The organism is Desulfobaccales bacterium, from assembly GCA_041648175.1.
In the GTDB taxonomy this organism is placed as follows: Bacteria; Desulfobacterota; Desulfobaccia; order Desulfobaccales; family 0-14-0-80-60-11; genus 0-14-0-80-60-11.
In genome coordinates this window covers 12640-34836 of sequence record JBAZPO010000023.1, presented here as the reverse complement: position 1 = coordinate 34836, position 22197 = coordinate 12640, and the positions used below count along the sequence as shown (strand labels likewise).

Here is a 22197-nt window from a genome sequence, read left to right as displayed (position 1 = left end):
CTGCCAGCCAGTTTAATGCAGTATCTCCCGCAAAAACCGCCCGGTATGGGATTCGGGGTGGAGGGCCACTTCTTCCGGCGGGCCCGCGGCTACGAGTTTGCCGCCGCCGTCACCGCCTTCCGGACCCAGGTCGATGAGGTAATCCGCGGTCTTGATGACCTCCAGGTTATGTTCGATAACGATGACCGTATTGCCTTCGTCCACCAGGCGGTTGAGCACCAGGAGCAGCTTTTCGATATCCGCCAAATGCAGCCCGGTGGTGGGCTCATCCAGGATGTAGAGGGTGCGGCCGGTGGCCCGCTTGCTCAGTTCCCGGGAGAGCTTGAGGCGCTGAGCCTCACCGCCGGATAAGGTGGTGGCCGATTGGCCCAGTTGCACGTAGCCCAGGCCCACGTCCGCCAGGGTTTGCAGCCGGTCCCGCAGGGCCGGAACCGGTCCGAAGAACTCTAAGGCCTGGTCCACCGTCATATCCAGGACCTCGGCGATGTTTTTGCCCTTGTAGCGAATCTCCAGGCTGGAGGCATTGTAGCGCAAGCCACGGCAGACCTCGCAGCGCACGTAAACGTCGGGCAAGAAGTGCATCTCGATTTTGTTGATCCCTTCGCCCCGGCAGGGCTCGCAGCGCCCCCCTTTAACATTGAAACTGAAGCGCCCGGGCTTATAGCCCCTGAGCCTCGCCTCGGGCACCTGAGAAAATAGCTCCCGGACAATGGTGAACAGCCCGGAGTAGGTGGCGGGGTTGGACCGGGGGGTACGGCCGATGGGGCTCTGATCGATGTTAACCACCTTGTCCAAGGCCTCCAGACCTTCAATTTGATCATAAGGGGCCGCGGTAATCTTGGCCTGGTAGAGCTTCTGGCGCAGGGCCAGGTAGAGGGTGTCCATGATCAGGGTGCTCTTGCCGGACCCGGAGACCCCGGTGACACAACTCAGCACCCCCAGGGGCAGGTCCACTTCCAGGCCCCGGAGATTGTGGCCCCGGGCGCCCACCAAGCGCAGGAACCCCTGGGGCTGGCGCCGCCCCCGGGGCAAGTGAATCTGCCGCCGCCCCGACAGGTAGAGCCCGGTCAGCGACCGGGCATGGTGCAGCAGTTCTTGGGGCGTGCCTTCGAAGACCACCTCGCCCCCTTCCCTTCCCGCGCCCGGCCCCATGTCCACCACAAAATCGGCCTGCCGGATGGTTTCGGGGTCATGCTCCACCACGATCACGGTGTTGCCCAGGTCCCTAAGGGCCTTAAGGGTATGAAGGAGTTTCTGGGTATCCCGGGGATGGAGGCCGATGCTGGGCTCATCCAAGATATAGAGGACTCCGGAGAGCTTGGAGCCGATCTGGGTGGCCAGGCGGATGCGCTGGGCCTCGCCCCCGGCCAGAGTGGCGGTGGCCCGGTCCAAGCTCAGGTAATCCAGCCCGACTTCCGACAAAAAGCCCAGGCGTTCGGTAATTTCCTTCAAGATGCGCCGGGCGATTTCCGCCTGGCGGGGAGAAAGTTCCAGGCCGCCGAACCAGATAAGGGCTCGGGTCACCGTTAAACCGGTCACTTCACTGATATTGGCCCCGTTGATCTTCACGGCCAGGGCCTCTTTGCGCAAACGGGCGCCGTTGCAGTCGGGACAGGGCCGGAAACTCATGTATTGTTCGATGTCCTCCCTGACCAGCGCCGAGTCCGTTTCGTCATAGCGTTCCTTGAGCAAAGGCACCGCACCGGGGAAAGGCCGCGGGCTGTAAAAGCGCCGACCGCCCTGCTCATAGAAAAAATTGACGGGATGGGCATCGGAGCCGAAGAGCAGGGCTTCCTGAACATCCTGAGGCAAGTCCCGGAAAGGGGTGTGTATGGAGAAGCGGTAATGCTGCTCCAGGGCTTCCAACATCTGCTGGTGCCGGAGAGAATGGCGCTGAGACCAGGGCCGGATGGCGCCTTCCCTGAGGCTTAGGGCCGGGTTGGGGACCACCAGGCCGGGGTCGATGACCAGCCGGGTGCCCAGACCGCTGCAAGCCGGGCACGCACCCTGGGGGCTGTTGAAGGAAAACAGCCGCGGGGTGAGTTCAGGCAGCGAGACCCCGCAGTGATCGCAGGCAAAGCGCTCGGAGAATAGCAACTCTTCGCCGTCCACAACCGCGATGCGCACCACGCTGTCGGCGAGTTTCAGGGCCAGTTCCAGAGAGTCGCTGAGCCGGGCGCCTAAGTCCGGCTTGATCACCAGACGATCCACCACCGCCTCGATGGTGTTGCGCTTGTTCTTATCGATGGCGGGTAACTCCTCCAGTTCCATCACCTCGCCGTTGAGGCGGATGCGGCTGTAGCCCTCGCTCCTAAGACGCTCCAAAAGCTTTTGATGTTCGCCTTTGCGATTCACCACCACCGGCGCTAAAATCGTGATGCGGCTGCCTTCGGCCAAACCCATGACCTGGTCGGCCATCTGGGGGACGCTCAACGACGAAATGGGCCGCCCGCACTGGTAGCAGAAAGGCGTGCCGATCCGGGCGAACAGGACCCGGAGGTAATCATAGATTTCGGTGGAAGTGGCCACGGTGGACCGGGGATTCTTGGAGGCGTTGCGCTGTTCGATGGCGATAGACGGGGACAGGCCTTCGATATATTCCACGTCCGGCTTGTCCATGAGTTCGAGGAATTGCCGGGCGTAGGCCGACAGGGATTCCACATAGCGGCGCTGCCCCTCGGCGTAAAGGATGTCGAAGGCCAGGGTGGATTTCCCCGAACCGCTCACCCCGGTGATCACGATGAACCGGTTGCGGGGCAATTCCAAATCGATATTCTTGAGGTTGTGTTCCCGGGCGCCCCGGATAATAATCTGGTTTACGGGCATTGCTTATTTATCTGCGCTAGAGTGAAAGTAGGATGATCAGGTAGCGGTCTTGGGGGCAGATTCGGTTTTGGGCTGCCGGGCCGCGGGCTCTTTCTGCTTGGGTTTGCGACCCCGTTTTTTCTTAATTTCATACGGCACAAATTTGACCCCCTGGGCGCGGCCGGCCCCACCCGGCCATAACAGCGGGCCATTGCCAAAATGGCTGGCGATCTCGGCCAGGGTCCAATCCAGATATTTGCTTGAAATCACGGTCACTTCTAATTTCAGCCCCTGCTCGTGGCGGTCTTTGCTTTTGGGCATGGAGAATTCCTTGCGAAGCTAAGGTAAATCGCGGTAGATCAGCGGGAAAATCCGTGCAGATTGCCTGAAACCGCAAATATAAATTGTATCCTGTTTCGGCCCCAAGTGCCATAATTTTATACTTTAGCATATACCAGATAACTTTTTCGGGAGGGTGCCAGAGCGTCGGCGCGGCCTTGAGTCCAAGAGAAGCCGGACTGGGGGCGCAGGGGCGAGGAAGGCCGACGCCTGCTGAGTTCAGGGATATTTGGGCAGGCGAGAGCTGGAGGGAACGGTCAAACTGACGGCCCGGCGGTGGGACTGGTTTTAAAGTGGCCGGCCAGGGCATAGCGCACCCGGTTGGCCTTCTCTCCGTTATGGACCAGGATACCTTCCTGCAGCAAGTGGTTGAGATAGGCCCAGGCGGTCTTCTTGTTCACCTGAAACTTGGTTTCGAAGTCCAACAGGCGAAACCAACGGCCTTCGGTCTCCTTAAGAAAGTCCCCCAGGGTCTCGGGAGTGAGCTTACGCCGGCCTTTCTCGGGTAAGCCGATGGCGGCCAGGGCCTGGCGCAGGATGTCGCTCTTGACCAGTTCAAGTTGTGGCCGGGGCCGGCTGGCCTCCACCAGATGGGGCCTGCCTCTCGACCAGTCATTCTTGGAGAAATAGACCCCGACTTCTGCCTCGATGAGGCTGAGCAAGCGGTAGAACTGGGACAGGGTGATCTGTCCGGCCAGTTGGGTGACCAGATAGTCCTTGGCTCTTTTGCGGACAAAGGAGACTCGATCCTGGGTGGCGGCCGGCAAACGGGACGCCTCCATCATCACCTGGAAAAACATGCCCGCCACCAGCGTGGTATCGAGACCGCGCCCTGGCTGGACTGTGCCATAAGAGTCATAAGAGGCATACGAATTTTCCGATACCCCTTGGGCCCCGGCGCTCAGGCTCCAGTCGGCAAAATCGTCGTCAAACTCTTCCACCTGGTCAGGGGAAAACAGCTCCAGCACCGGGCGGGTCAGAGCGCGGACCAGTGTCAGGGTGGCATCGCGGTCCATACATAAGCCCTCCATGGCTTGCCCTGATTATAAATCATAAATTGGTTCATAACAATATTTGGTAAATTAATAATATTCTTCTCATAACAGTCACTCATGACCTGCAGTTCTTTTTATACTCATTGCCAAACGAGCCTCTTGCAAAATTGCCGGACATTATGGAGTCGCAGGCTTTAGCGTGAAAATCCAAATCCCCCTAATCCCCCTTTTTCAAAGGGGGACTTTTAAAGCCCCTCCAGTGGGTAGGAGGATTTTATCCTTCAGGGGTGGCAGCTTGCGGCCATGTATGTTTAACCTGCTTGAGCACAGGCTGGAAAGCCTGTGCTACCGGCGAACTTATCAATACCCATATAGGGTTTCGGCCGCAAAGAGACTTTTGCAAGAGGCTCAAAAGTTTTTTCCTATTCACCCCTCACCCTCACCCCTCAGAGGGGAGAGGGGATAAAAAGGCAGGAACTTTTGGCAAGCTCTAAAAAAGAAGAAAAGATCGGTGGAGCGGGCCTCGGTGTCCGCCACAACTGGAGATGACCGGTGTTCGGAAAAAACCTTGGGGAATGAAGCAGGTAGGGTACGGCCCACCAGCACAGGCTGGAAAGCCTGTGCTATCCCGTAACAAGGTAATGCCAAGTTATTCGCCCTGCCCTCCCCTTTTTAGGCCTTGCGGTTACTGGGCTGGCTTAACTTGGCCGCCAATTCTGCGGGTGCGCTCATGGCCGGCAGGCAGGTGAAGTCCCGGCAGAGATACGCCACCGGTGCTTCTCCGGGCTGGCTGTAGGTCCCCGTCCAGGGCAAGAGTTCATCCAGGGCATTACTGTTGCCCGGGTTTTTCAGGACCAAACGGCGTTCCGGCAGATAGCTGCTGTAAGCCGTTCGAACCAGGTCTTGGGTGCGGGAGTCTCCGGGGTCACCCACCAGGGTGAGATCCAGGGGCGGAGTGAGGGCCAGGGCCTGAACCGTCCAGAGGTGAGAAAAGCCCCAGGGGTTTTGTTGCGCCTGGGCCTGGAACTGCCGGATGATCCCCGCGGCCCGCTGCTGATACGCGTCCTTCTCAGTCAGGCGGTAAAGCCGGAGATTAACCCGGGCCGCCATGGAGTTGCCCGAGGGCAGGACCTGGTCATAGATGCTCTTGGAGCGCACCAGCGGAGTTTCCTGGTCCCGGTCCACGTAAAAATAGGCGCCGTCGGTGGGGTCTAAGAACTTTTGGTCCATCAGAGTCATGAGGGCCTGGGCTTGATTGATCCAGACGGTATCGAAGTCGGTCTCGTACAGGTCCAGGAGGGCGTTGGCGAAAATGGCATAATCCTCGGAAAAACCCGGGACGCTGATGCGGCCTGCGGTCCAGATACGGTGGAGGGTACTGTCCCGGAACAGGTTCTGTAAGATGAACCGGGCCGCGGAGGCCGCGGCTTCAGCATAGCGCCGATCTCCCAAGACCTGGGCGCCGTTGGCCAGGGCCGTGATCGCCAGGCCGTTCCAGGAGACGATGACCTTCTCATCCCGGTGGGGCGGCACCCTTTGGCCCCGCACCCGGCGCAACTGCTTAAATGCTTCCGAAAGGAGGCGCGCCAATGCGTCCGGCTCCATGGCAAAGCGAGTTGCCAGATCGCTCCGGGAAAAAGGCCGGGTCAAGATGTTGGCGTCTTCAAAATTGCCTTCCGGGGTCACTCCCAGGGCCGCGATCACCAGGGGCGCGGCATCGGGACCCACGACCCGCTCAACTTCCTCCAAACTCCAAACATAGTATTTGCCTTCCACCCCTTCGCTGTCCGCGTCCCAGGCCGCATAAAAGCCGCCTTCGGGCGCGGCCATGTCCCGCAGGATGAAATCCAGGGTCGCTTTCGCGATGCGCCGGGACAGTCCGCTCCCGGTAAGTTGGCTATGCGCCAGATAAAGCGGTGGCAAGAGGGCGTTGTCATAGAGCATCTTTTCGAAATGCGGCACCAACCAGGCCTCATCCACGCTGTAGCGGTGGAAGCCCCCGCCCAACTGATCGTAGATGCCTCCCCGGGCCATTTTTTCCAGGGTGAAGGCCAGCTTGGAAAGAACCGGAGCCTCTCGGTCGAGGTAATAAGAGTGAAACAGAAAGTCCAGCTCTAAAGAGCGGGGAAACTTGGGGGCGTTGCCCAGGCCGCCGTGCACCGCGTCGAAATCCTGCACCAGGCGCTGCGCCGCCTCCGCCACGGCCTCCCGGGTGGGATCGCTTCCGGCTCCCGCGGGCTCGCCCAGGCGCTGCAGGTGGCCTTCCACCTTGAGGGAAAGCGTGGTCAGCTGCTCGCGATTCTGCTGGTAGGCCTGGCTGAGGGCCAGCAGCAGGCGGGGAAATCCCGGCAGGCCGCCCCGGTCTTCAGGGGGGAAGTAGGTGCCGCCATAAAAGGGTTTTAAATCCGGGCTGAGAAAAACGCTCAGGGGCCAGCCGCCGTGGCCGGTGAGCACCTGAACCGCGTTCATATAGGTCTCATCCAGGTCGGGGCGCTCTTCCCGGTCCAGCTTGATGTTGACGAAGTGCTCATTCATGATGGCCGCGATAGCCGGATTTTCAAAGCACTCGTGGGCCATGACGTGGCACCAATGGCAGGTGGAGTAGCCGATGCTTAAAAATATGGGTTTATCCTCCCGGCGGGCGCGCTCCAGGGCTTCGGCCCCCCAGGGGTACCAATCCACCGGATTATAGGCATGCTGCTGGAGATAGGGGCTGGTCGTATCGATGAGACGGTTGGGCTGTCGTTCTGGATCTGACATGGCGCCCTCCTTGGCTGGAGTCTTCTTGACCACGCCTCGAACTTTATTACCGTCAATGGAGACGTGATGCCTGATAAAGATAAGTACGCCTACGCCAGTTGCAAGGTTTACCAGCCCCGGCCCAAAGGTATTAAGGTATTAATGATGGCGGGCATGGAGGCCCGCGCTTTAAGGACCGCAGGCGGGGACGCCTGCGCCACTGGGACGCCTGCGCCACTGGCCCGCGCCCCACCATGCATGGATTTGGCTGCGGTAGAGCGGCCGTCCCTGGCCCTACCGAGCCGGTCCAGAAAGGCTAATACGAAAATGCGTTCAAACAGGTAAATTGATGGCGGCAGGCGTTACCGTGAAAACCAAATCCCCCTAAACCGGTTTAAAGCTGTTTCATGGAAGCGAGCTAAGAGCCTGCGTTTTGCTCAAAATGATAGAGAAAAACGGTTTTTTAACGGCTTTTACCCCCTCAAAACTACCCCAAAAATCGTTGAAAATGGCCGGGCGCAGGCCGATTGGACGGGCAACCCCGGCACATGTGCCGGGACATTGCCGAGGCGCCCTCGCCATATACCCGGTCTAAACCCGCGTGCAAGCGCGTTCCGGTCGAGGCGGCGCCAGGGTTGTCACGCCCTGTCCCGCGCTGGTCCCGGGCTAAATATTCGGCTTTCGCAAAACTTAGCCAGTATTATCAAGGGATTAATGGGGCGCCGGCATCCTTGTGCCGGGACACGGCACGGGTGGGTCGGCTGGAGCCTCCCCATTTTTCTCAGGTTGGAAAACCGTGATCCGCTTTTATCCCGGCAAGGCATGGAGACAGCATAAACTCTGGACTGCGAGGCATCCAACAATGATGAGAAAGATGACAGGCTTTTCAAGCTGGTATTATTATAAGTCATTTCAAAACCGATTTTTGGGTTCACTTTGAAATGACTTGAAAGGAAATAATCACCCCCCTTTGGAAAAGGGGGGCAGGGGGGATTTATATAACGCCTTGAAATCCCCCTAAATCCAATGCTGTTCACTTAAACATTTGTAGGGGTGGGGTCTCCCCGCCCCTGGCTTAATGTGCCACGGGTTGGGCAGGGAAACCCCGCCCCTACAGCCGATCAGAAATCGCCAATGCTTAAGTGAACAGCATTGGCTCTAAATCAATGTCCAAAATCGACCTCCAACTGGCTGTTAAAATATTAAGTGAACAGTATTGCCACTAAATCCCCCTTTTCCTAATGGGGACTTTGAAAGCCGTTTACAGCTTTAAACGTTCTCGGATGAGAATTAACGAGTTCCAGGCGGCTTGGGCCACTGCCCATAATGTCGGCCTCATGTTTTGTCCCCGCCATACCGATAACGATTATAGAGCGGCTCGCGGGGAAAGCGGCGGACCCGAAGCGGAAAAGATCGACCTCTGCTCCCGGCCCGACCAGCGCTATTCCTCGCGACCCTGAAGTTAAATTTTTCGGAGACCTGCCATGCCAGATAAACCTGGGAAGGTAGACTGGAAAACGAGACTGGAGGCCATGAAACACGGCCCCGCGGTTAAGCCGACCCAGTCTGTCAATATGCCTCCAGAACCACCGGTCCAAGAACCGCTTACCCGCGAGTCAGTGCCAATTGCCCCGCCTGAGCCAGAACTTGACCAGGTTCAGGAGGTCAAGCCGGAAATTCCAGAGGTCAAGCCCATCGAGGTCCCCCGGCAGCCTCCCATCTCTTTGCCTGATCCTCCGGCGGGGCGGATGGTTAAGCTGGAACGGCAGCTTCACAGCCTTAAGATTGTGGCGCTGGCGGCCGCGTTCCTGGCCTTTATAGCTGTGACAGGTTTAGCCTTCATGATTTTAAGAGGCCCGGGGCGAGTCGCACAGATGAGCCTGGAAGGGCTCACCATTAACGATACTAAGGGCATGTGCCGAGCCTGGATAGGGGAGCGCGATGGCCAGGTGCAGGTGGAACTCCGGGATCAAACCGGTAAGCGCCGCTTGTGTCTCGGGCTGGGCGCCGAGGGTGACCCCCGGCTTACTTTTTACCATAAAGATCAAAAAATCCTGGGCGAGATAGTTCCCCTGCCGGACGGGCAGCCCGGGATCGAACTCTTAAACCAGGCCGGCGAAGCTTTCGCGGCGCTGCCGGCCCCAAGCCCTCCGGCCCCGAATCCCCCGCCTCCCGTCGCCCCGGATCAGGCGCTTGCCCCCTTGCCAACCCCCGTGCCTCAACCGCAACAAGTTTCCCTTAAGGCGCCCAAGGTGGAGCAAAAATCGGCGACCAATCCTGAGGCTGCCGTAAAAGTGGCGGAACCTGTAATTTTCGTGGCTAATCCGGGAGGTAAGTCCTATCATCTCCCCAGCAGTCCGTGGGTAAAAAACACCCCCCCGAATCAATTATTAAAATTTTCTTCCGCGGCCGAGGCTGAGAAGGCGGGATTTCATCCCGGCCGAGATTGTCGGCCGGGTCTGAAACAATAAGTAATGTTCATCCAGAAACGCCATATCCTGGAAACGCTTCTTCAAGTCCCCCTTTGAAAAAGGGGGATTTAGGGGGATTTATAAGAGTTACAAAATCCCCCCCACCCCCCCTTTTCCAAAGGGGGGGAGTTTTAAGGAGTTTCTGGATGAAAACTTAAGTAGCATGGCATTGGGCCACCACTACCCGATTGCGGCCCTGGGCCTTGGCTTGGTACATGGCGTCATCCGCGGCCCGAAGCACGTCCTGGCCCGTGGCGCCATCGGCTGGAAAAATGGCGATCCCCAGGGATACCGTGACGCTTTCAATCACTCGGCCCCGGTGGAATACGTGTAGCTGGGGAAAGCCCTCCCTAATTTCTTCGGCCCGTTCTTTGACCACTTCTGGCGAGGCCTCCGGCAGGATTACGACAAATTCTTCCCCGCCATAACGGCAGGCCACGTCTTCGTGGCGTACCCGGGTAGCCAGGAATTTCCCCAGGGCCCGCAACAGATCATCTCCCGCTCCGTGGCCGTAGGTGTCGTTGAAGCGCTTGAAATGGTCCAGGTCCAGCATGATGAGCCCCAGCGAAGCCCCCTTGCGCTTAACCCGGTAAATCTCCCGTTCCAGGGTCTCTTCCAGGTACCGCCGATTAAACAGGCCGGTGAGGGCATCGTGTACCACCTGGTGGCGCAGCGTTTCCCTCAACCTGATATTCGCCCAAGCCAGGGAGATATGGTCACCGACAGTCACCGCCAGGGTTTGTAACTGCTCTTGCTGCTCTTGCGTCAAGTCAGTAAGACCTTGGATATGCAGCATCCCCAGGGGCTCACTATGGGCCAGCAAAGGGAGACACAAGTAACTTCCCGGATAAGCATGGGGCACATGACCGCAAGGCAGCCCCGGATAAGACTCACCCTTGAGGTTTAAACGTCCGCGCCTCAAGGCCCAACAATCCGCGGGCCCTATGACCAGCTCACCAGCCAGGGGCTCACCCCAGGTGAATGCCGCCTCCCAAAGATCATTGCTGGGGTCCTGGATAAACAAGGCTCCTGATTCGGCCGGAAACAACGCCTGGACATGCTGTCCGATAATGGGATAGGCCTCCTCCTCCGAGAGGCACGATTGCAGTTTTTCCGCCATGGAGTTAATCAGGGTGAGTTCCCGGTTGCGCCGGTCCGATTCCTGGACCAGAACTCTCAGTTTTGCATTCGATGTGTTCAATTCCCTCATGGACCGTTTGGTTTCAGTCAAATCCCGGGCCACACATACGCTCCCCAGGCTTTTGCCCTTCTTGTCCCGCAACAAGCGAATGGAGAGGCTGAACGGGGCAATGCTCCCGCCCTTCTTCTTCATATCGATTTCATACCCCTGGACAAAACCATCCCGGCCCAATTGGGACAACATCTGCTTTAGCGTATTTTGATCAGAGTATAGATTGAAAGCAGGTTGGCTGGCGAGTTCCTCCGCGGTATACCCGTAGGCTTCCTGCGCGGCTTGATTCCACCGGGTGAAACGGCCATGTTCGTTAACGGTGGCGATGGGATCTACTGACGAAGCAATGATGTTCTCCAGATAAGCTACCGCGGTTCTGATTTCTTCCTCGGCTTGCTTACGCGCGGTGATATCCGTGGCGAAGGCGATGATGAACTCCTGGTCGCCGAATTGCAGATAGTTGGCGGAGACCTCCACCGGGAACCAGCTGCCGTCCTTGCGGGTATGGTTTCTTTGAATATTGCGCGTCTTAAAGCGTTTCGATTCTTCCCAGTGGGCCGACCAGGGTTCCTTGGGCATTTCTCTGTCGATGTCGGACACGGATAGATTGAGCAACTCCTCTTGCGAATAGCCCAAAGCCTTACACGCCGCCTGGTTGACATACGAAAACGTACTGTCCGGCTTAACCCAGTAGACCGCCACCGAGGCGCGGTCAATAACGGTTTGGGTTAGCCGCAGCGCGTCCACGGCTTGTTGATGGGCCGTGATATCGCTGACGACGGTAAAGCATTCGGAAAGCTTGCCTTTCCGGTCCTGGACTGCCAGGCTCTCCAGAGCCACGTAGACGGTGCTCCCCGCGGCAGTGAGCATCTGTAAGGTGCAGGACTGCTTGGCTTGGCCGGCAAAAACTTCCTGCAGGTGCCGTTCGAATCGGTTCCGAAATGGCGGGGCGATATGGAGAAAAAACGGGCTGTGGATTAAAGCAGTGCGTTCTTGCAAAAGGAGCCGGGCTCCGGTGAGATTGACCTCCAGAATCAACCCCCGGGGGTCAAAGGTGAAATAGCCGATGGGGGCGAAATCAAAAAGTTCGGCATATCTGGCCCGGATTGCTTCCAGGTTCGAAAGATGGCGTTGTAGTTCCTTGTTCTGAATGTCCATTTCTACCTGGTACGATCCAGTTCATGCACCAGCTTCCGGACCTCTATGGCGGGATTTTTCTGCACAGGTGCGGTTCTATCCAGAAATCTCTCGGCCCTGTCCTTAGGAGTTGGCTAAGGACCTTTGCTTCGCCTTGACCTCTCCTCAAATGATGGGCAGCTGCAACTGCTGGAAAGGTGAAGGATATTACCGCCCTGACGCTTTAGGGTTGCCCAAAGCTGTTCAGTTGGGCCGTCCGATAACCACACATGTATCTAGACAACTTCCTTTATGTCAATTTTATCGGCTTTTCAAGTTAATTCGATGCAACTTAAATTTTTTCCCTGCCATCAGGCTGACACTGATACAATCTGCTCTGGGTTGATCAGCCTGGAAGCCATGTCAAATTATTCCTGTACCGGGCTTTTAGTCTATCGCTGAGGTGGACTGCAGATGATATAACCCTTCGGAGAACCAGGCTAAACTGTGCTGTGGAGTTTCGGCCGGCTTATGGAGAAAATAAAGCAGAGCTAAAGAGGCCGGGCGGGAGAAAGTGCACAACTCCAGAAAAACCTGCGTCGATTATTAAAGCTTACTGTCAATTTTCCGATATATCCCACAAAGCTTTGCGTTTCTCATAAGCGAGATCAGATACTTGCCGGTGCTAAGGATCGCCGCTTCTGGCGCCGGGCAATGATGCCTAACCTGACCGATCCGGCCAGTGCTCTTGCCGGAACCTTAGCGCGGCTAAAGCGCACCAGTCTCCTGGCTGGGCCAGATAGATATATCATGAAAAAACAGCCAACAAACACCAACGGGTCTGGCATGCTCAAGTCCCAAGCCGAGAGATTTCTGCAGGCCAGGCACGGCAAGCTTGAAAACATCCCCCGGGCAGATGTCAAGAGGCTGGTTCACGAACTCCAAGTGCACCAGGCCCGACTGGCAATGCAACATCAAGAACTGCACTTAGCCAAGAAGAGCAACACCGAGGCCCGGGATCGCTACGCCGATCTCTATGATTTCGTGCCCGTGGGCTATCTTACCCTGGACCTCCAAGGAACCATCACCGAAATTAATCTCACCGGTGTTGGAATGCTGCGCACCGAGAAGAGCCGGTTGATGAACCAGCATTTCCATCTCTGGGTGGCGCCGGAGTCCCGGGAGGAGTGGTTAACCCATTTCCAGAAGCTGTTCGAGACCGGGGTCCGCCACAGCTGCGAAATAAAGCTTCTGCCTCAAGCAGGCCAGCCGTTCTATGCCGCCCTGGATAGCCAGGTAGCGCCCGCAGGGTTAGGCTCGGCTTGCTTTTGTCGCACCGCCATGCGCGATATTTCCGCGCGCAAACGAGCCGAAAGCGAACTCCAGCTTAAGGAACAACTCCTGGATGGCGCCAGCGATTCCATCTTTCTGCACGACCTGGAGGGTAATTTTATCTATGTCAATGATGCCGCGTGTAAGGATCGCGGCTATGAGAAAGACGAGTTGCTCCGAAAAAATGTCTCATTGCTGGCAACACCGGAGTTTGCCCGGAAGAGGGAAGAATACCTTAGAGATTTGTTGGCCCAGGGAGAGATAATCTTTGAAGCCGCTCACCTGCGCAAAGATGGGTCCACGCTGCCGGTGGAAATTCATGCCCGCCTCATCAAACTGGATGATCGCCAACTAATCCTGAGTGTCGCCCGAGACATTACCAAGCGCCGGCAGGCGGAGAAAGCGTTGCAGCAACAACAGGAGCTGGCCCAGCAATTCCTGGATATTGCCGGGGTGATGATGGTGGCCTTGGATCAAGCCGGCCGAATCACCCTCATGAACAAAAAGGGGTGTGAGGTACTGGGATATCAGGAAGAAGAAATAATCGGCCGCAATTGGTTCAAGCTCTGCCTTTCTCCCACGGTTGCCGTGGAGTTTAAGACCGTGTTCCATCGACTCAAAGTGGGCGATCTTGAGGGCGCGGAATATTGCGAAAATCCCGTTCTCACCAAAGACGGCCGGGAGCGCCTCATCTCCTTCCATAATACGCTCCTGCGCGACCAGAATGCCCAAATTACCGGTATCCTCTGTTCAGGTGAAGACGTTACCGAACGCCGCCAGGCCGAAGCAGCATTGCGAAGGTCGGAACAAGAATTAACCATCAGGAACCGCATCGCCCATATCTTCTTAACCGTACTGGATGATGCCATCTACCCGGCGGTCCTGGCAGTGGTCCTGGAGGCCCTAAAGAGCAAATGCGGGATCTTCGGCTATCTGGAAGAGAACGGGGCCCTGGTGGTCCCTGCCATGACCCGGCATACCTCGGACCAGGGGCAGGTACCTCAAAAGGACATCGTCATTCCCCAGGAGATGTGGGCTGACAACATCTGCTCCGAGGCCATCCGTGAAAGCCGGACCCTCTATCCCTGCGATCCTGCCACCCTTACCCCGCCGGGATATATCACTATAGAAAGATGCCTGACCGTTCCCCTCCGTTGCTTTGACAAAGCCATCGGGTTATTGATGGTGGCCAATAAAAACACGGACTATGACGACCAGGACATCCGGCGCCTGGAAATGATCGCCGCCACCATCGCGCCAATCTTGAACGACAGATTGCAGAAAGACAGGCAGGAACAAGGCCGCCAGTGGGCGGAGGAAGCCTTGCGCCTGGCAGCCCACAAATGGCGGACCACCTTCGACGCCATTAAAGACGCGGTCTGTCTGCTCGACCCGGAGGGCAGGATTCTGCAATGCAACCAGGCCATGATGAATCTGACCGGCAGGTCCTTTGACACCATCCTCGAACACCCGTGTTGGGAAATTTTGCATGGCGCCGGCCAGCCTCGTGAGGACTGCCCCTTTTTGCGCATGAAGAAGACCCGGCAGCGCGAAGAATCCATCATGGTGTTACAGAATCACTGGCTCAAGGAAACCGTAGACCCCATCCTGGATGAAGCCGGGACCTTGATCGGTGGAGTACACCTTACCTCAGACATTACCACCACCAAAAAAGCCGAAGCAGATCTGCGGGAGAGCGAAGAACGCTTCCGGGCCATCTTCGATCAAGCCGCGGTGGGAGTGGCCCTGGTCGAGACCGCCACCGGACGCTTCCTGAAAGTAAACCAAAAATTCTGTGATATCGTCGGTCTCACCCCGGATGAAATGGTTGCCACCACCTATAATGCCTTCACCCACCCCGATGATTTACAGGCTGAAATAGAAAACATCCAAAAGCTTCGGGATGGTCTGATCCAAAGTTTTACCCTGGAAAAGCGTTATATCCACAAAGATGGTTCTTTGGTGTGGGTCAATCTGACGATATCCGCCATGCAGCAATTCGGGGCGCGCTCACCATATCATATCGTGGTGGTACAAGACATTACCCAACGCCGGCAGGCCGAAATCGAGGTTAGGCAGGGGCTGGACAAATTGCACCAGGCTTTGAGCGGCACCGTGGGGGCCTTGGCCAACACCGTGGAGACCAAAGATCCTTATACCGCAGGCCATCAGCGGCGGGTGGCCCAACTCGCTTGCGCCATTGCCCGGGAAATGGGGTGGCCGCCTCATCAGATTGAGGGTATGCACGTGTTGAGCTTTTTGCATGATATAGGCAAGATCGCGGTTCCCGCTGAGATCCTCAGCCGTCCCGGAAAAATCAGCAATATAGAGTTTAGTCTGATCAAAAGCCACCCCGAGGTCGGGTACAACATCCTCAAAGATATAGAATTCCCCTGGCCCGTGGCTCAAGCCGTACTCCAGCACCACGAACGCTTGAATGGGTCAGGCTATCCCGCGGGCCTGGCCGACGCGGAAATTATCCAGGAGGCGAGAATCCTGGCGGTGGCGGACGTGGTGGAAGCCATGGCCTCCCATCGGCCTTATCGTCCCTCCCTGGGGATCGACGCAGCCCTGGAGGAGATCGGCAAACATAAGGGGACTCTTTTTGATGCCAAAGCTGTGGAGGCCTGCCTACAACTCTTTAGGGAGAAAGACTTCGCTTTTTCCTGATCCCGGGCGGTGTCCTGCGCTTTTAAGCTTTGGAGAAAAATAATTGATTTTTATAACATATGTGCTAATATTTTCTAAAATTGATTAAATAATTTCGGGTATACGGAAGAACTGGTTGATAGAGTAGACGACCTAGAGGGCAATAAGCTTTTTCTTACAACGGATAATCTGGTTACCGAAGGTAAACTGCATGGGCATCACTCGTCTGGAACCTTGGTTTTTTTTGCCAGATTAGGGCGAGTTGTTCAGACCTTCCCTATGAGAGAAATGAAACTATATGAGAAGGGGAGTACCAACATTTGGTCAGACCCTTACATTCGCAAGCAACTATTGGCCGCCCATATAAACCCTAATTCAGATGCAGCCAGTCGCAAACCTGAACCTATTAATACAACAGGAGTTTTCTGTAGTGGACATTCCACGAATCTTCAATATCACCGAAAGTGCTCACCGCATTCATAACCCGTTCACACCCGAAAAGCTCGCCACTCTCGGCGAGGCGTTGCGCCTGGAACCGGGGACCCGTGTGCTCGACCTTGGCAGCGGCTCGGGCGAGATGCTGTGCACCTGGGCACGCGATTACGGTATCATCGGCACCGGTATCGACATGAGCCAGTTGTTCAGCGAGCAAGCGAAACTCCGCGCTGAAGAACTCGGCGTAGCCGATCGAGTCGAGTTCATCCACGGCGACGCTGCCGGCTACGTCGCCGACGAAAAGGTCGGCGTGGCAGCTTGTCTCGGTGCCACGTGGATCGGTGGGGGAGTCGTCGGCACTATCGAGCTTCTGGCGGAGAGCCTCCGCACCGGAGGGATCATCCTCATCGGCGAGCCGTACTGGGTGCAGCTACCGCCGACGGAAGACGTTGCCAAAGGATGCTTTGCCGGTTCGATCTCCGACTATCTCATGCTTCCAGAACTTCTCGCGTCTTTCGGCGACCTCGACTACGACGTCGTAGAAATGGTTCTGGCAGACCAGGAAGGCTGGGACAGGTACGAGGCGGCCAAGTGGCTCACCATGCGTCGATGGCTCGAAGCGAATCCCGACGATGACCTCGCTAAAGATGTTCGAGCCAAACTAACCTCGGAACCCGAACGCTACGCCACGTACACGCGTGAATACCTGGGCTGGGGCGTGTTCGCGCTGATGGCGCGGTGATGTGATTTACGGTTGAATCATTAACATCACTTCTGGCTGGCTCGGGATTTGAAGTAACAGAGATCAATCGCAAACTGGTTCAGGAAAGCGATTTTGTCTCTTCGGATGTTATTTTCGTGCGTTCGATAAAAGCCTAATCACTGGGTTCTGACTAGCCATGCACCTGTTTCCGGACAAAACATGTGGGCAGCATGAGCGGTATGCCTGACAATATCCTGCACTTACCGACATACAAGGTGCAGGACTACAAATCCATCGACGAAATGCACTTCCAGGTGGCCGTGCCCGATCCCCTAGCCTGCGAGGAGTGCGGCGTGCAGGGTGAGTTCGTGCGGTTCGGCAAGCGTGATGTTCCCGACTGGCCAAGGACAAGAACCGTGAAGGCCGTGGTTACTCCTTCGAGGTGATGCGGGCACGAATGCTCTACACCACGAAGCACAAGAAGAAGACCCCGACTGCGAAGGTCTCTCCGTTCTACAAGAAAACCATCGATTACGGACTGCCGGAATTCGCAGAAGAACTCAACTATGGGGTCGATCTATCAACCATCTGAGGGTGGTATCAGGTTGGTGGGGTGAGAGTGCCCCATCAACCATTAAATCCGTATACCCATAATTTCTTGATGCTTAAGGTTTATGCTAACTCGATGCTTCTTAACATAACCAAAATTGAAGGTTGAGATAGAGAGGATTGGTTATGGAAAAACGCAAACACCATAGAACCCCCAAACTTCTCCCCTTAAAATTTAAACCCGGCGAACCGCACCCGGAAGAAGAATGTCCGGAATGCCCAGGGTTTCTCAAAGACATCAGCTTAGGCGGCATCTATTTCAAGTGCAAAGAACCCCCCACGTTTGCCCCGGGTCACATCATCGATTTCAACATCGACACTGCCAACGACACCAGCCTTGTCGAGAAGACCAATCATTTTTATTTCCAAGGCCGGGGTAAGGTTATCCGTATAGACCCGCCAGGCCCCAACTCTTCTTTCTATGGGGTGGCGGTGGAATTCTTGACCCCCCTGGACATGTCCAGATTTGTCCGCAGCGGTCAACCCTAGGCTAAACCCGTACCTTAATCGCGTGGTGCCAGGCCGCGGTCAGCCGGCCCGCTTGATAAATGTGCCCTGCCGGTACTCCTCAAACGCAACCTTCAACTCCTCTTCCGTATTCATCACGATGGGGCCGTACCAGGCCACCGGCTCCCCGATGGGCTTGCCCGAGACCAGCAGAAACCGCACCGGCTCAACTTCCGTGGTCACCATAACCTCCTCGCCGTCATCCAGCAGCACCAGCATGCCGTTACTGACAAACGGCTCCCGTTGCATGTCAAAATAATTGAGCCCTTCCACCTCATAGGTAAACGGATTCTTCTCTTGACAGAAATAGCCCTGACCGCTGATGACGTAAGCGAACACAGTGTGGCCCCGTTTGGTGGGATGCCGGAATTCTGCCCCCGCCGGTAGGCTGATATCCAGGTATTCCGGTTCGGTGACGATACCGCTAACCGGACCGGTCACCTCCCCGAGCCTACCGCAGATCACCTTGATGTGCGCTCCATTCACACCGCGCACCTCCGGGATGTCTTTGCTTTCCACCCCCCGGTAGCGCGGCGCCATCATTTTGTGGGACCTGGGCAGATTGGCCCACAACTGAAAGCCCTCCATCCGGCCCTCCGGGTCCCCCTTGGGCATTTCCTGGTGGATGATGCCGCTGCCTGCGGTCATCCATTGCACGTCCCCCGAGCCGATGACGCCTTTATTGCCCATGCTGTCACCGTGCTCCACATCGCCTTTGAGCACATAGGTAATGGTCTCGATGCCCCGGTGCGGGTGCCAGGGAAACCCCTTGAGATAGTGCTCCGGGTTATCCGACCGGAAATCGTCCAGCAACAGAAACGGGTCCAGCAGGGGCACTTCGCTAAACCCGAACACCCGCCTCAAATGCACCCCGGCCCCTTCCATGGTAGGCTTGGCCTTCAATATCTTACGGATCATTCTCGTGCTCGGCATGGTTTATCCTCCAATGGTTCTTAGCAGGGAATCCCTCTTCAATGAGAGGTTCAGCTTTCCTGCAGATTCCTGTTAAACAAACTATAAGAATCTGCCATCCTAAAAGCAAAGCTGCAGAATTTTTATGAAGAATTTAGAGCCATTAAAAAAAGAGCATAATTGACCGCACTTACTACAAACGCGGCTCCCTATGGATCAGCGGCTCTTTCTTAAAATAATTTTATCTTCCCCTTGTTTTCTCCAAAAGGATGCTTAATATGATGATCGCTAGGACGTTCGGTCTGAGCACCGGGAAGGTTACGGGGAGACGGCCGGTTGGCCGCACCCAACGGGGGTTGGATCGCCCTCCGGACTGAACCTCGAGCAACCTGTTTTGGCCCCGAGCACAAAGTCAGTCCTGATCCAAGGATTTTCAAGGGCTGGCTGGGCGCTGATAGCCGGAGGCGGCCATAGATGCCCGCTCCGCTGCCGAAACAGTGAGGCAGGCCACGAAATTGCGGACGGTGGTTCCGATGCCAATCAGCGAATTGGCCAGGTTCGTGGCCCTGGGAAGCCGGGGAACCCAGTTGAACCCCCTCCTGGCAAGGAGGCATCTGGTTCCCCGGCTTTCTTTGTTTTACCCTTAACCTGACCTCTGCACTCCCCCCACCTTTTTCCGCCAAATTTTGCTACAATGGCGCCTATGGACCGCCGTGACTTTATCAGGCAGATGGGCTTGGGGCTGGTTGCGGGTTGGGCCTTCGGCAGGCTCTCCTGGCCTTGGCAAGCCTTGGCTTGCGCCCCTCAACTGCGCCTGGCGCTGCTGGCCGACGCCCATCTGAAAAGCGGGGCGGGCCTCCGTCCCGAGGCTCAGGCCTTGGCCCGGGCCGTGGCGGAGATCAATGCCCTAACGCCCCCGCCTGACCTGGTGCTCTTTGCCGGTGATCTGGCCCATAAAGGCCGCCCCGACGCCTTGGACCTGGGCCGGGAGATCCTCTCGGACCTGTCCTCTCCCTTGTGGGCGGTGCGGGGGGAAGGCGATCACGGTCGCGGCGGGGCTGCGTCCTGGGTCCGGCGCTTCGGCCCGCCGCAGTTCTCCCGGATGTATCAGGGCGTTCACTTCCTGGGCCTGGACACTGCCTGGCGTGACACCCCCCAAGGCCCAGCCTTCGAGATGGGTCCGGCCCAGCGCCAGTGGCTGACAACAGAGTTGGCTGCACTGGACTCCGCCACGCCTCTGGTCATCGTCTCCCATGCCCCCTTGGCGCGGCTCTATCTTCCCTGGCAACAGTGGACGAAGGACGCACCAAAAATCACCCCGCACTTAGCCCGTTTCCGCCAGGTGCTGTGCCTGCATGGTCACACCCATAATGCAGTGGCCAGTAAAGACGATGATCTGCGAGAGATTTTTTTGACCGAAAACCGAAAACAGCAAACAGAATACCCTCTGCACATATCCTTGCCCGCCACCGCCTGGCCACACCCTCAGGCCATTCAGGGCACCCCGGCGATTGTGCATCCCGGCCTGGCCCCCCACGGCTGCGGCTGGACCCTGGTCACCCTGGACACTTCTGGCGTGGAATTCCGGCCGCAACTTTGGCAGGCTTGACAAAGAATAAAGGACGCCCTCTTTCCTGGCCCCTAATCCCTAATCCCTGATCTTTACCCCTGGCCCCTGATCGCCGGCCACCTCTTCCACTTTCGACTCAAGTCGCGCCATGAGGGCCGGCAAGGTCTCGGGGTCCACCGCCGAGATGGCCACGCCATGATGCAGGCGGCATTGCAGCGCGGCCAGGCTGGGGTCCGCCAGGTCTTTTTTATTGAAGACCAGCAACACCGGCTTGTCTTGGAGGGACAGCGACACCAGGATGTCTTCCACCGCGGCCATCTGTTCGATGAAACGGGGATTGCTCAGGTCCACCACGTGGATGAGCAGATCGGCCTCCTCCAGTTCCTCCAGAGTGGCCTTGAAGGCCTCCAGGAGATTCTTGGGCAGGTTCTTGATGAACCCCACCGTATCGGTGATGATCACCTCCCGTTCCTTCGGGAAGCGGAGCCGCCGGCTGGTAGGGTCAAGGGTGGCAAAGAGCCGGTCTTCGGCCAGGACCGCGGCGTGGGTTAAGGCATTGAACAGAGTGGATTTTCCGGCGTTGGTATAGCCGATGATGGAAAGGATCGGAAGATTCAGTCGCCGCCGGGGCTGGCGCCGCTCCCGGCGTTCGTCCCGCACCCGGGACAGGTCCTGTTGCAGCCGGTGGAGGCGGTCGCGGAGGCGCCGGCGGTCCATCTCCAGCTTGGACTCCCCGGGACCCCGGCCGCCGATGCCGCCCATGAGCCGGGAGAGGGCGTCGCCTTTCCCCACCAGCCGGGGCAGAAGGTATTTCACCTGGGCCATCTCCACCTGGAGCTTGCCTTCCCGGCTTCTGGCCCGTTGGGCAAAAAGGTCTAAGATGAGCTGGGTGCGGTCAATGACCTTGAGTTCGGTGAAGTCGGTGATGGAGCGCACCTGGGATGGGCTGAGTTCGGCGTCGAACACCAGCATCTCGGCCCCCACCTGGAGGGCCTGGATGACCAGTTCCGAAAGTTTGCCTTTGCCCATGAGGAACCGGGAGTCGAACCGGGGACGCCGCTGAATAATGGTGGCCGCAACCATCAGCCCGGCAGACCGGGCCAGCTCCGTGAGTTCCGCTAAGGAATCCTCGGCGGCCAGGCGATTGGCCCCGGTAACGCCGATTAAAATGGCGGGTTCCTGGCCTCGCGCGGTTTTGGTTGGCGCGAGCCGGGCAAATTCTTCTTCAAGAGATGCCACCAGCGCTTCGAAATCCTGCTCCAGGGCGCCCACCTGCTTGGTCTTGATGATGGCCCAATTCAAGCCCTCCACCGGCTGGGGCAACAGGTGGGCTATCTCGACAGCGCCGGGCTGCCCGTTGGCCACGGCGAGCGCCGCCACCAAGTCCAGGCGCAGCAAAGCCAGGTCCATAAAATCATCCTGGCTCAGGGGACTCGCGTCCAGGTGGGTATGGATCAGACGCAGGCCCTTGAGGCGGCCTTTAACTCCCCGTTCCCGGGGCAGGGTGGGAATCAGCAGGCCCTTGGCGTCCCCCACGATAACATATGCCACCGTGCCCTGGCGGTCCAACAGTACCCCGATCTGTCGATGAACATCAGCGGAAATCTCGGCCAACTGCCGGGCCAACTCCGGGGTGACTAGTTGCGCGGGCGGCACCTTGCGGCGGTACAGACGCTCCAGGGCCTTGAATTGCTGGGTTTTTAAGCCGGTGAGATTACCTAAAGGACGGTGTATAGAAAATTCCTCGCTCAACCCAATTTAGGGATGTAGGGTGGGCACTGCCCACCAATACTACTGAATTAATCGGTGCGTGGAACGCACCC

At 57.3% G+C, this 22197-nt stretch carries 15 protein-coding genes and 1 pseudogene; 9 read left to right on the top strand and 7 right to left on the bottom strand.

Features of this window, described 5'->3' with window-relative positions; all coding sequences use genetic code 11:
• Nucleotides 1-12: 12 nt before the first annotated feature.
• From uvrA to WC600_16565, 4 genes are all read right to left on the bottom strand, one after another.
• Nucleotides 13-2826, bottom strand: a complete 2814-nt coding sequence (uvrA, locus tag WC600_16580; GenBank protein MFA4904351.1) for an excinuclease ABC subunit UvrA — start codon at nt 2824-2826, stop codon at nt 13-15.
• Nucleotides 2827-2862: 36 nt separating this feature from the next.
• Complete coding sequence (locus tag WC600_16575; protein MFA4904350.1) at nt 2863-3126, bottom strand: hypothetical protein; 264 nt, start codon at nt 3124-3126, stop codon at nt 2863-2865.
• Nucleotides 3127-3401: 275 nt separating this feature from the next.
• Nucleotides 3402-4160: a hypothetical protein gene (locus tag WC600_16570; GenBank protein ID MFA4904349.1), complete on the bottom strand. Its 759-nt coding sequence runs from the start codon at nt 4158-4160 to the stop codon at nt 3402-3404.
• A gap of 651 nt (nt 4161-4811) precedes the next feature.
• Nucleotides 4812-6899: a thioredoxin domain-containing protein gene (locus WC600_16565; GenBank protein MFA4904348.1), complete on the bottom strand. Its 2088-nt coding sequence runs from the start codon at nt 6897-6899 to the stop codon at nt 4812-4814.
• Nucleotides 6900-6965: 66 nt separating this feature from the next.
• Between WC600_16565 and WC600_16560 the strand changes: the two genes are divergently transcribed.
• The 3 genes from WC600_16560 to WC600_16550 all read left to right on the top strand — a co-directional run bounded on the left by WC600_16560 (nt 6966) and on the right by WC600_16550 (nt 9349).
• Nucleotides 6966-7223 (top strand): hypothetical protein, encoded by a 258-nt coding sequence (locus tag WC600_16560; GenBank protein MFA4904347.1) that lies wholly within the window; start codon nt 6966-6968, stop codon nt 7221-7223.
• Nucleotides 7224-8161: 938 nt separating this feature from the next.
• A complete protein-coding gene (locus tag WC600_16555; protein MFA4904346.1) occupies nt 8162-8338 on the top strand; it encodes a hypothetical protein in 177 nt (58 codons plus the stop codon).
• Nucleotides 8339-8362: 24 nt separating this feature from the next.
• Nucleotides 8363-9349, top strand: a complete 987-nt coding sequence (locus tag WC600_16550) for a hypothetical protein (GenBank protein MFA4904345.1) — start codon at nt 8363-8365, stop codon at nt 9347-9349.
• Nucleotides 9350-9503: 154 nt separating this feature from the next.
• Here the strand turns inward: WC600_16550 and WC600_16545 are convergent, their stop codons facing one another.
• On the bottom strand, nt 9504-11699 hold the full coding sequence (locus tag WC600_16545) for a diguanylate cyclase (GenBank protein ID MFA4904344.1): 2196 nt from the start codon (nt 11697-11699) through the stop codon (nt 9504-9506).
• A 768-nt stretch (nt 11700-12467) separates the two neighbouring features.
• Between WC600_16545 and WC600_16540 the strand changes: the two genes are divergently transcribed.
• The 5 genes and pseudogenes from WC600_16540 (at nt 12468) to WC600_16520 (ending at nt 17874) form a co-directional block, all read left to right on the top strand.
• The gene (locus WC600_16540; protein MFA4904343.1) at nt 12468-15659 is read left to right on the top strand and encodes a PAS domain S-box protein; all 3192 of its coding nucleotides are present in this window, start codon (nt 12468-12470) and stop codon (nt 15657-15659) included.
• Between the two features lie 409 nt (nt 15660-16068).
• Complete coding sequence (locus WC600_16535) at nt 16069-16815, top strand: class I SAM-dependent methyltransferase (protein MFA4904342.1); 747 nt, start codon at nt 16069-16071, stop codon at nt 16813-16815.
• A gap of 200 nt (nt 16816-17015) precedes the next feature.
• On the top strand, nt 17016-17222 hold the full coding sequence (locus tag WC600_16530) for a hypothetical protein (protein ID MFA4904341.1): 207 nt from the start codon (nt 17016-17018) through the stop codon (nt 17220-17222).
• Nucleotides 17168-17368: pseudogene (locus WC600_16525) on the top strand (ISL3 family transposase). Before WC600_16530 ends, WC600_16525 begins: the two are co-directional and overlap by 55 nt.
• A gap of 143 nt (nt 17369-17511) precedes the next feature.
• A complete protein-coding gene (locus WC600_16520) occupies nt 17512-17874 on the top strand; it encodes a PilZ domain-containing protein (GenBank protein ID MFA4904340.1) in 363 nt (120 codons plus the stop codon).
• 39 nt (nt 17875-17913) lie between these two features.
• Here the strand turns inward: WC600_16520 and WC600_16515 are convergent, their stop codons facing one another.
• Nucleotides 17914-18825 carry a pirin family protein gene (locus WC600_16515; protein MFA4904339.1) on the bottom strand — a complete coding sequence of 304 codons (912 nt, stop codon included), beginning with the start codon at nt 18823-18825 and terminating at the stop codon, nt 17914-17916.
• 682 nt (nt 18826-19507) lie between these two features.
• On the opposite strand from WC600_16515, the gene WC600_16510 reads away from it, so the two are divergent.
• On the top strand, nt 19508-20413 hold the full coding sequence (locus WC600_16510; GenBank protein ID MFA4904338.1) for a metallophosphoesterase: 906 nt from the start codon (nt 19508-19510) through the stop codon (nt 20411-20413).
• A gap of 39 nt (nt 20414-20452) precedes the next feature.
• On the opposite strand, the gene hflX is transcribed toward WC600_16510, so the two are convergent.
• Nucleotides 20453-22126: a GTPase HflX gene (hflX, locus tag WC600_16505; protein MFA4904337.1), complete on the bottom strand. Its 1674-nt coding sequence runs from the start codon at nt 22124-22126 to the stop codon at nt 20453-20455.
• Nucleotides 22127-22197 lie beyond the last annotated feature (71 nt).

Coding starts and splice junctions, on each gene's coding strand:
- uvrA (MFA4904351.1), bottom strand. CDS start 2,826: ATGCCCGTAAACCAGATTATTATCCGGGGCGCCCGGGAACACAACCTC.
- WC600_16575 (MFA4904350.1), bottom strand. CDS start 3,126: ATGCCCAAAAGCAAAGACCGCCACGAGCAGGGGCTGAAATTAGAAGTG.
- WC600_16570 (MFA4904349.1), bottom strand. CDS start 4,160: ATGGACCGCGATGCCACCCTGACACTGGTCCGCGCTCTGACCCGCCCG.
- WC600_16565 (MFA4904348.1), bottom strand. CDS start 6,899: ATGTCAGATCCAGAACGACAGCCCAACCGTCTCATCGATACGACCAGC.
- WC600_16560 (MFA4904347.1), top strand. CDS start 6,966: ATGCCTGATAAAGATAAGTACGCCTACGCCAGTTGCAAGGTTTACCAG.
- WC600_16555 (MFA4904346.1), top strand. CDS start 8,162: ATGAGAATTAACGAGTTCCAGGCGGCTTGGGCCACTGCCCATAATGTC.
- WC600_16550 (MFA4904345.1), top strand. CDS start 8,363: ATGCCAGATAAACCTGGGAAGGTAGACTGGAAAACGAGACTGGAGGCC.
- WC600_16545 (MFA4904344.1), bottom strand. CDS start 11,699: ATGGACATTCAGAACAAGGAACTACAACGCCATCTTTCGAACCTGGAA.
- WC600_16540 (MFA4904343.1), top strand. CDS start 12,468: ATGAAAAAACAGCCAACAAACACCAACGGGTCTGGCATGCTCAAGTCC.
- WC600_16530 (MFA4904341.1), top strand. CDS start 17,016: ATGCCTGACAATATCCTGCACTTACCGACATACAAGGTGCAGGACTAC.
- WC600_16520 (MFA4904340.1), top strand. CDS start 17,512: ATGGAAAAACGCAAACACCATAGAACCCCCAAACTTCTCCCCTTAAAA.
- WC600_16515 (MFA4904339.1), bottom strand. CDS start 18,825: ATGCCGAGCACGAGAATGATCCGTAAGATATTGAAGGCCAAGCCTACC.
- WC600_16510 (MFA4904338.1), top strand. CDS start 19,508: ATGGACCGCCGTGACTTTATCAGGCAGATGGGCTTGGGGCTGGTTGCG.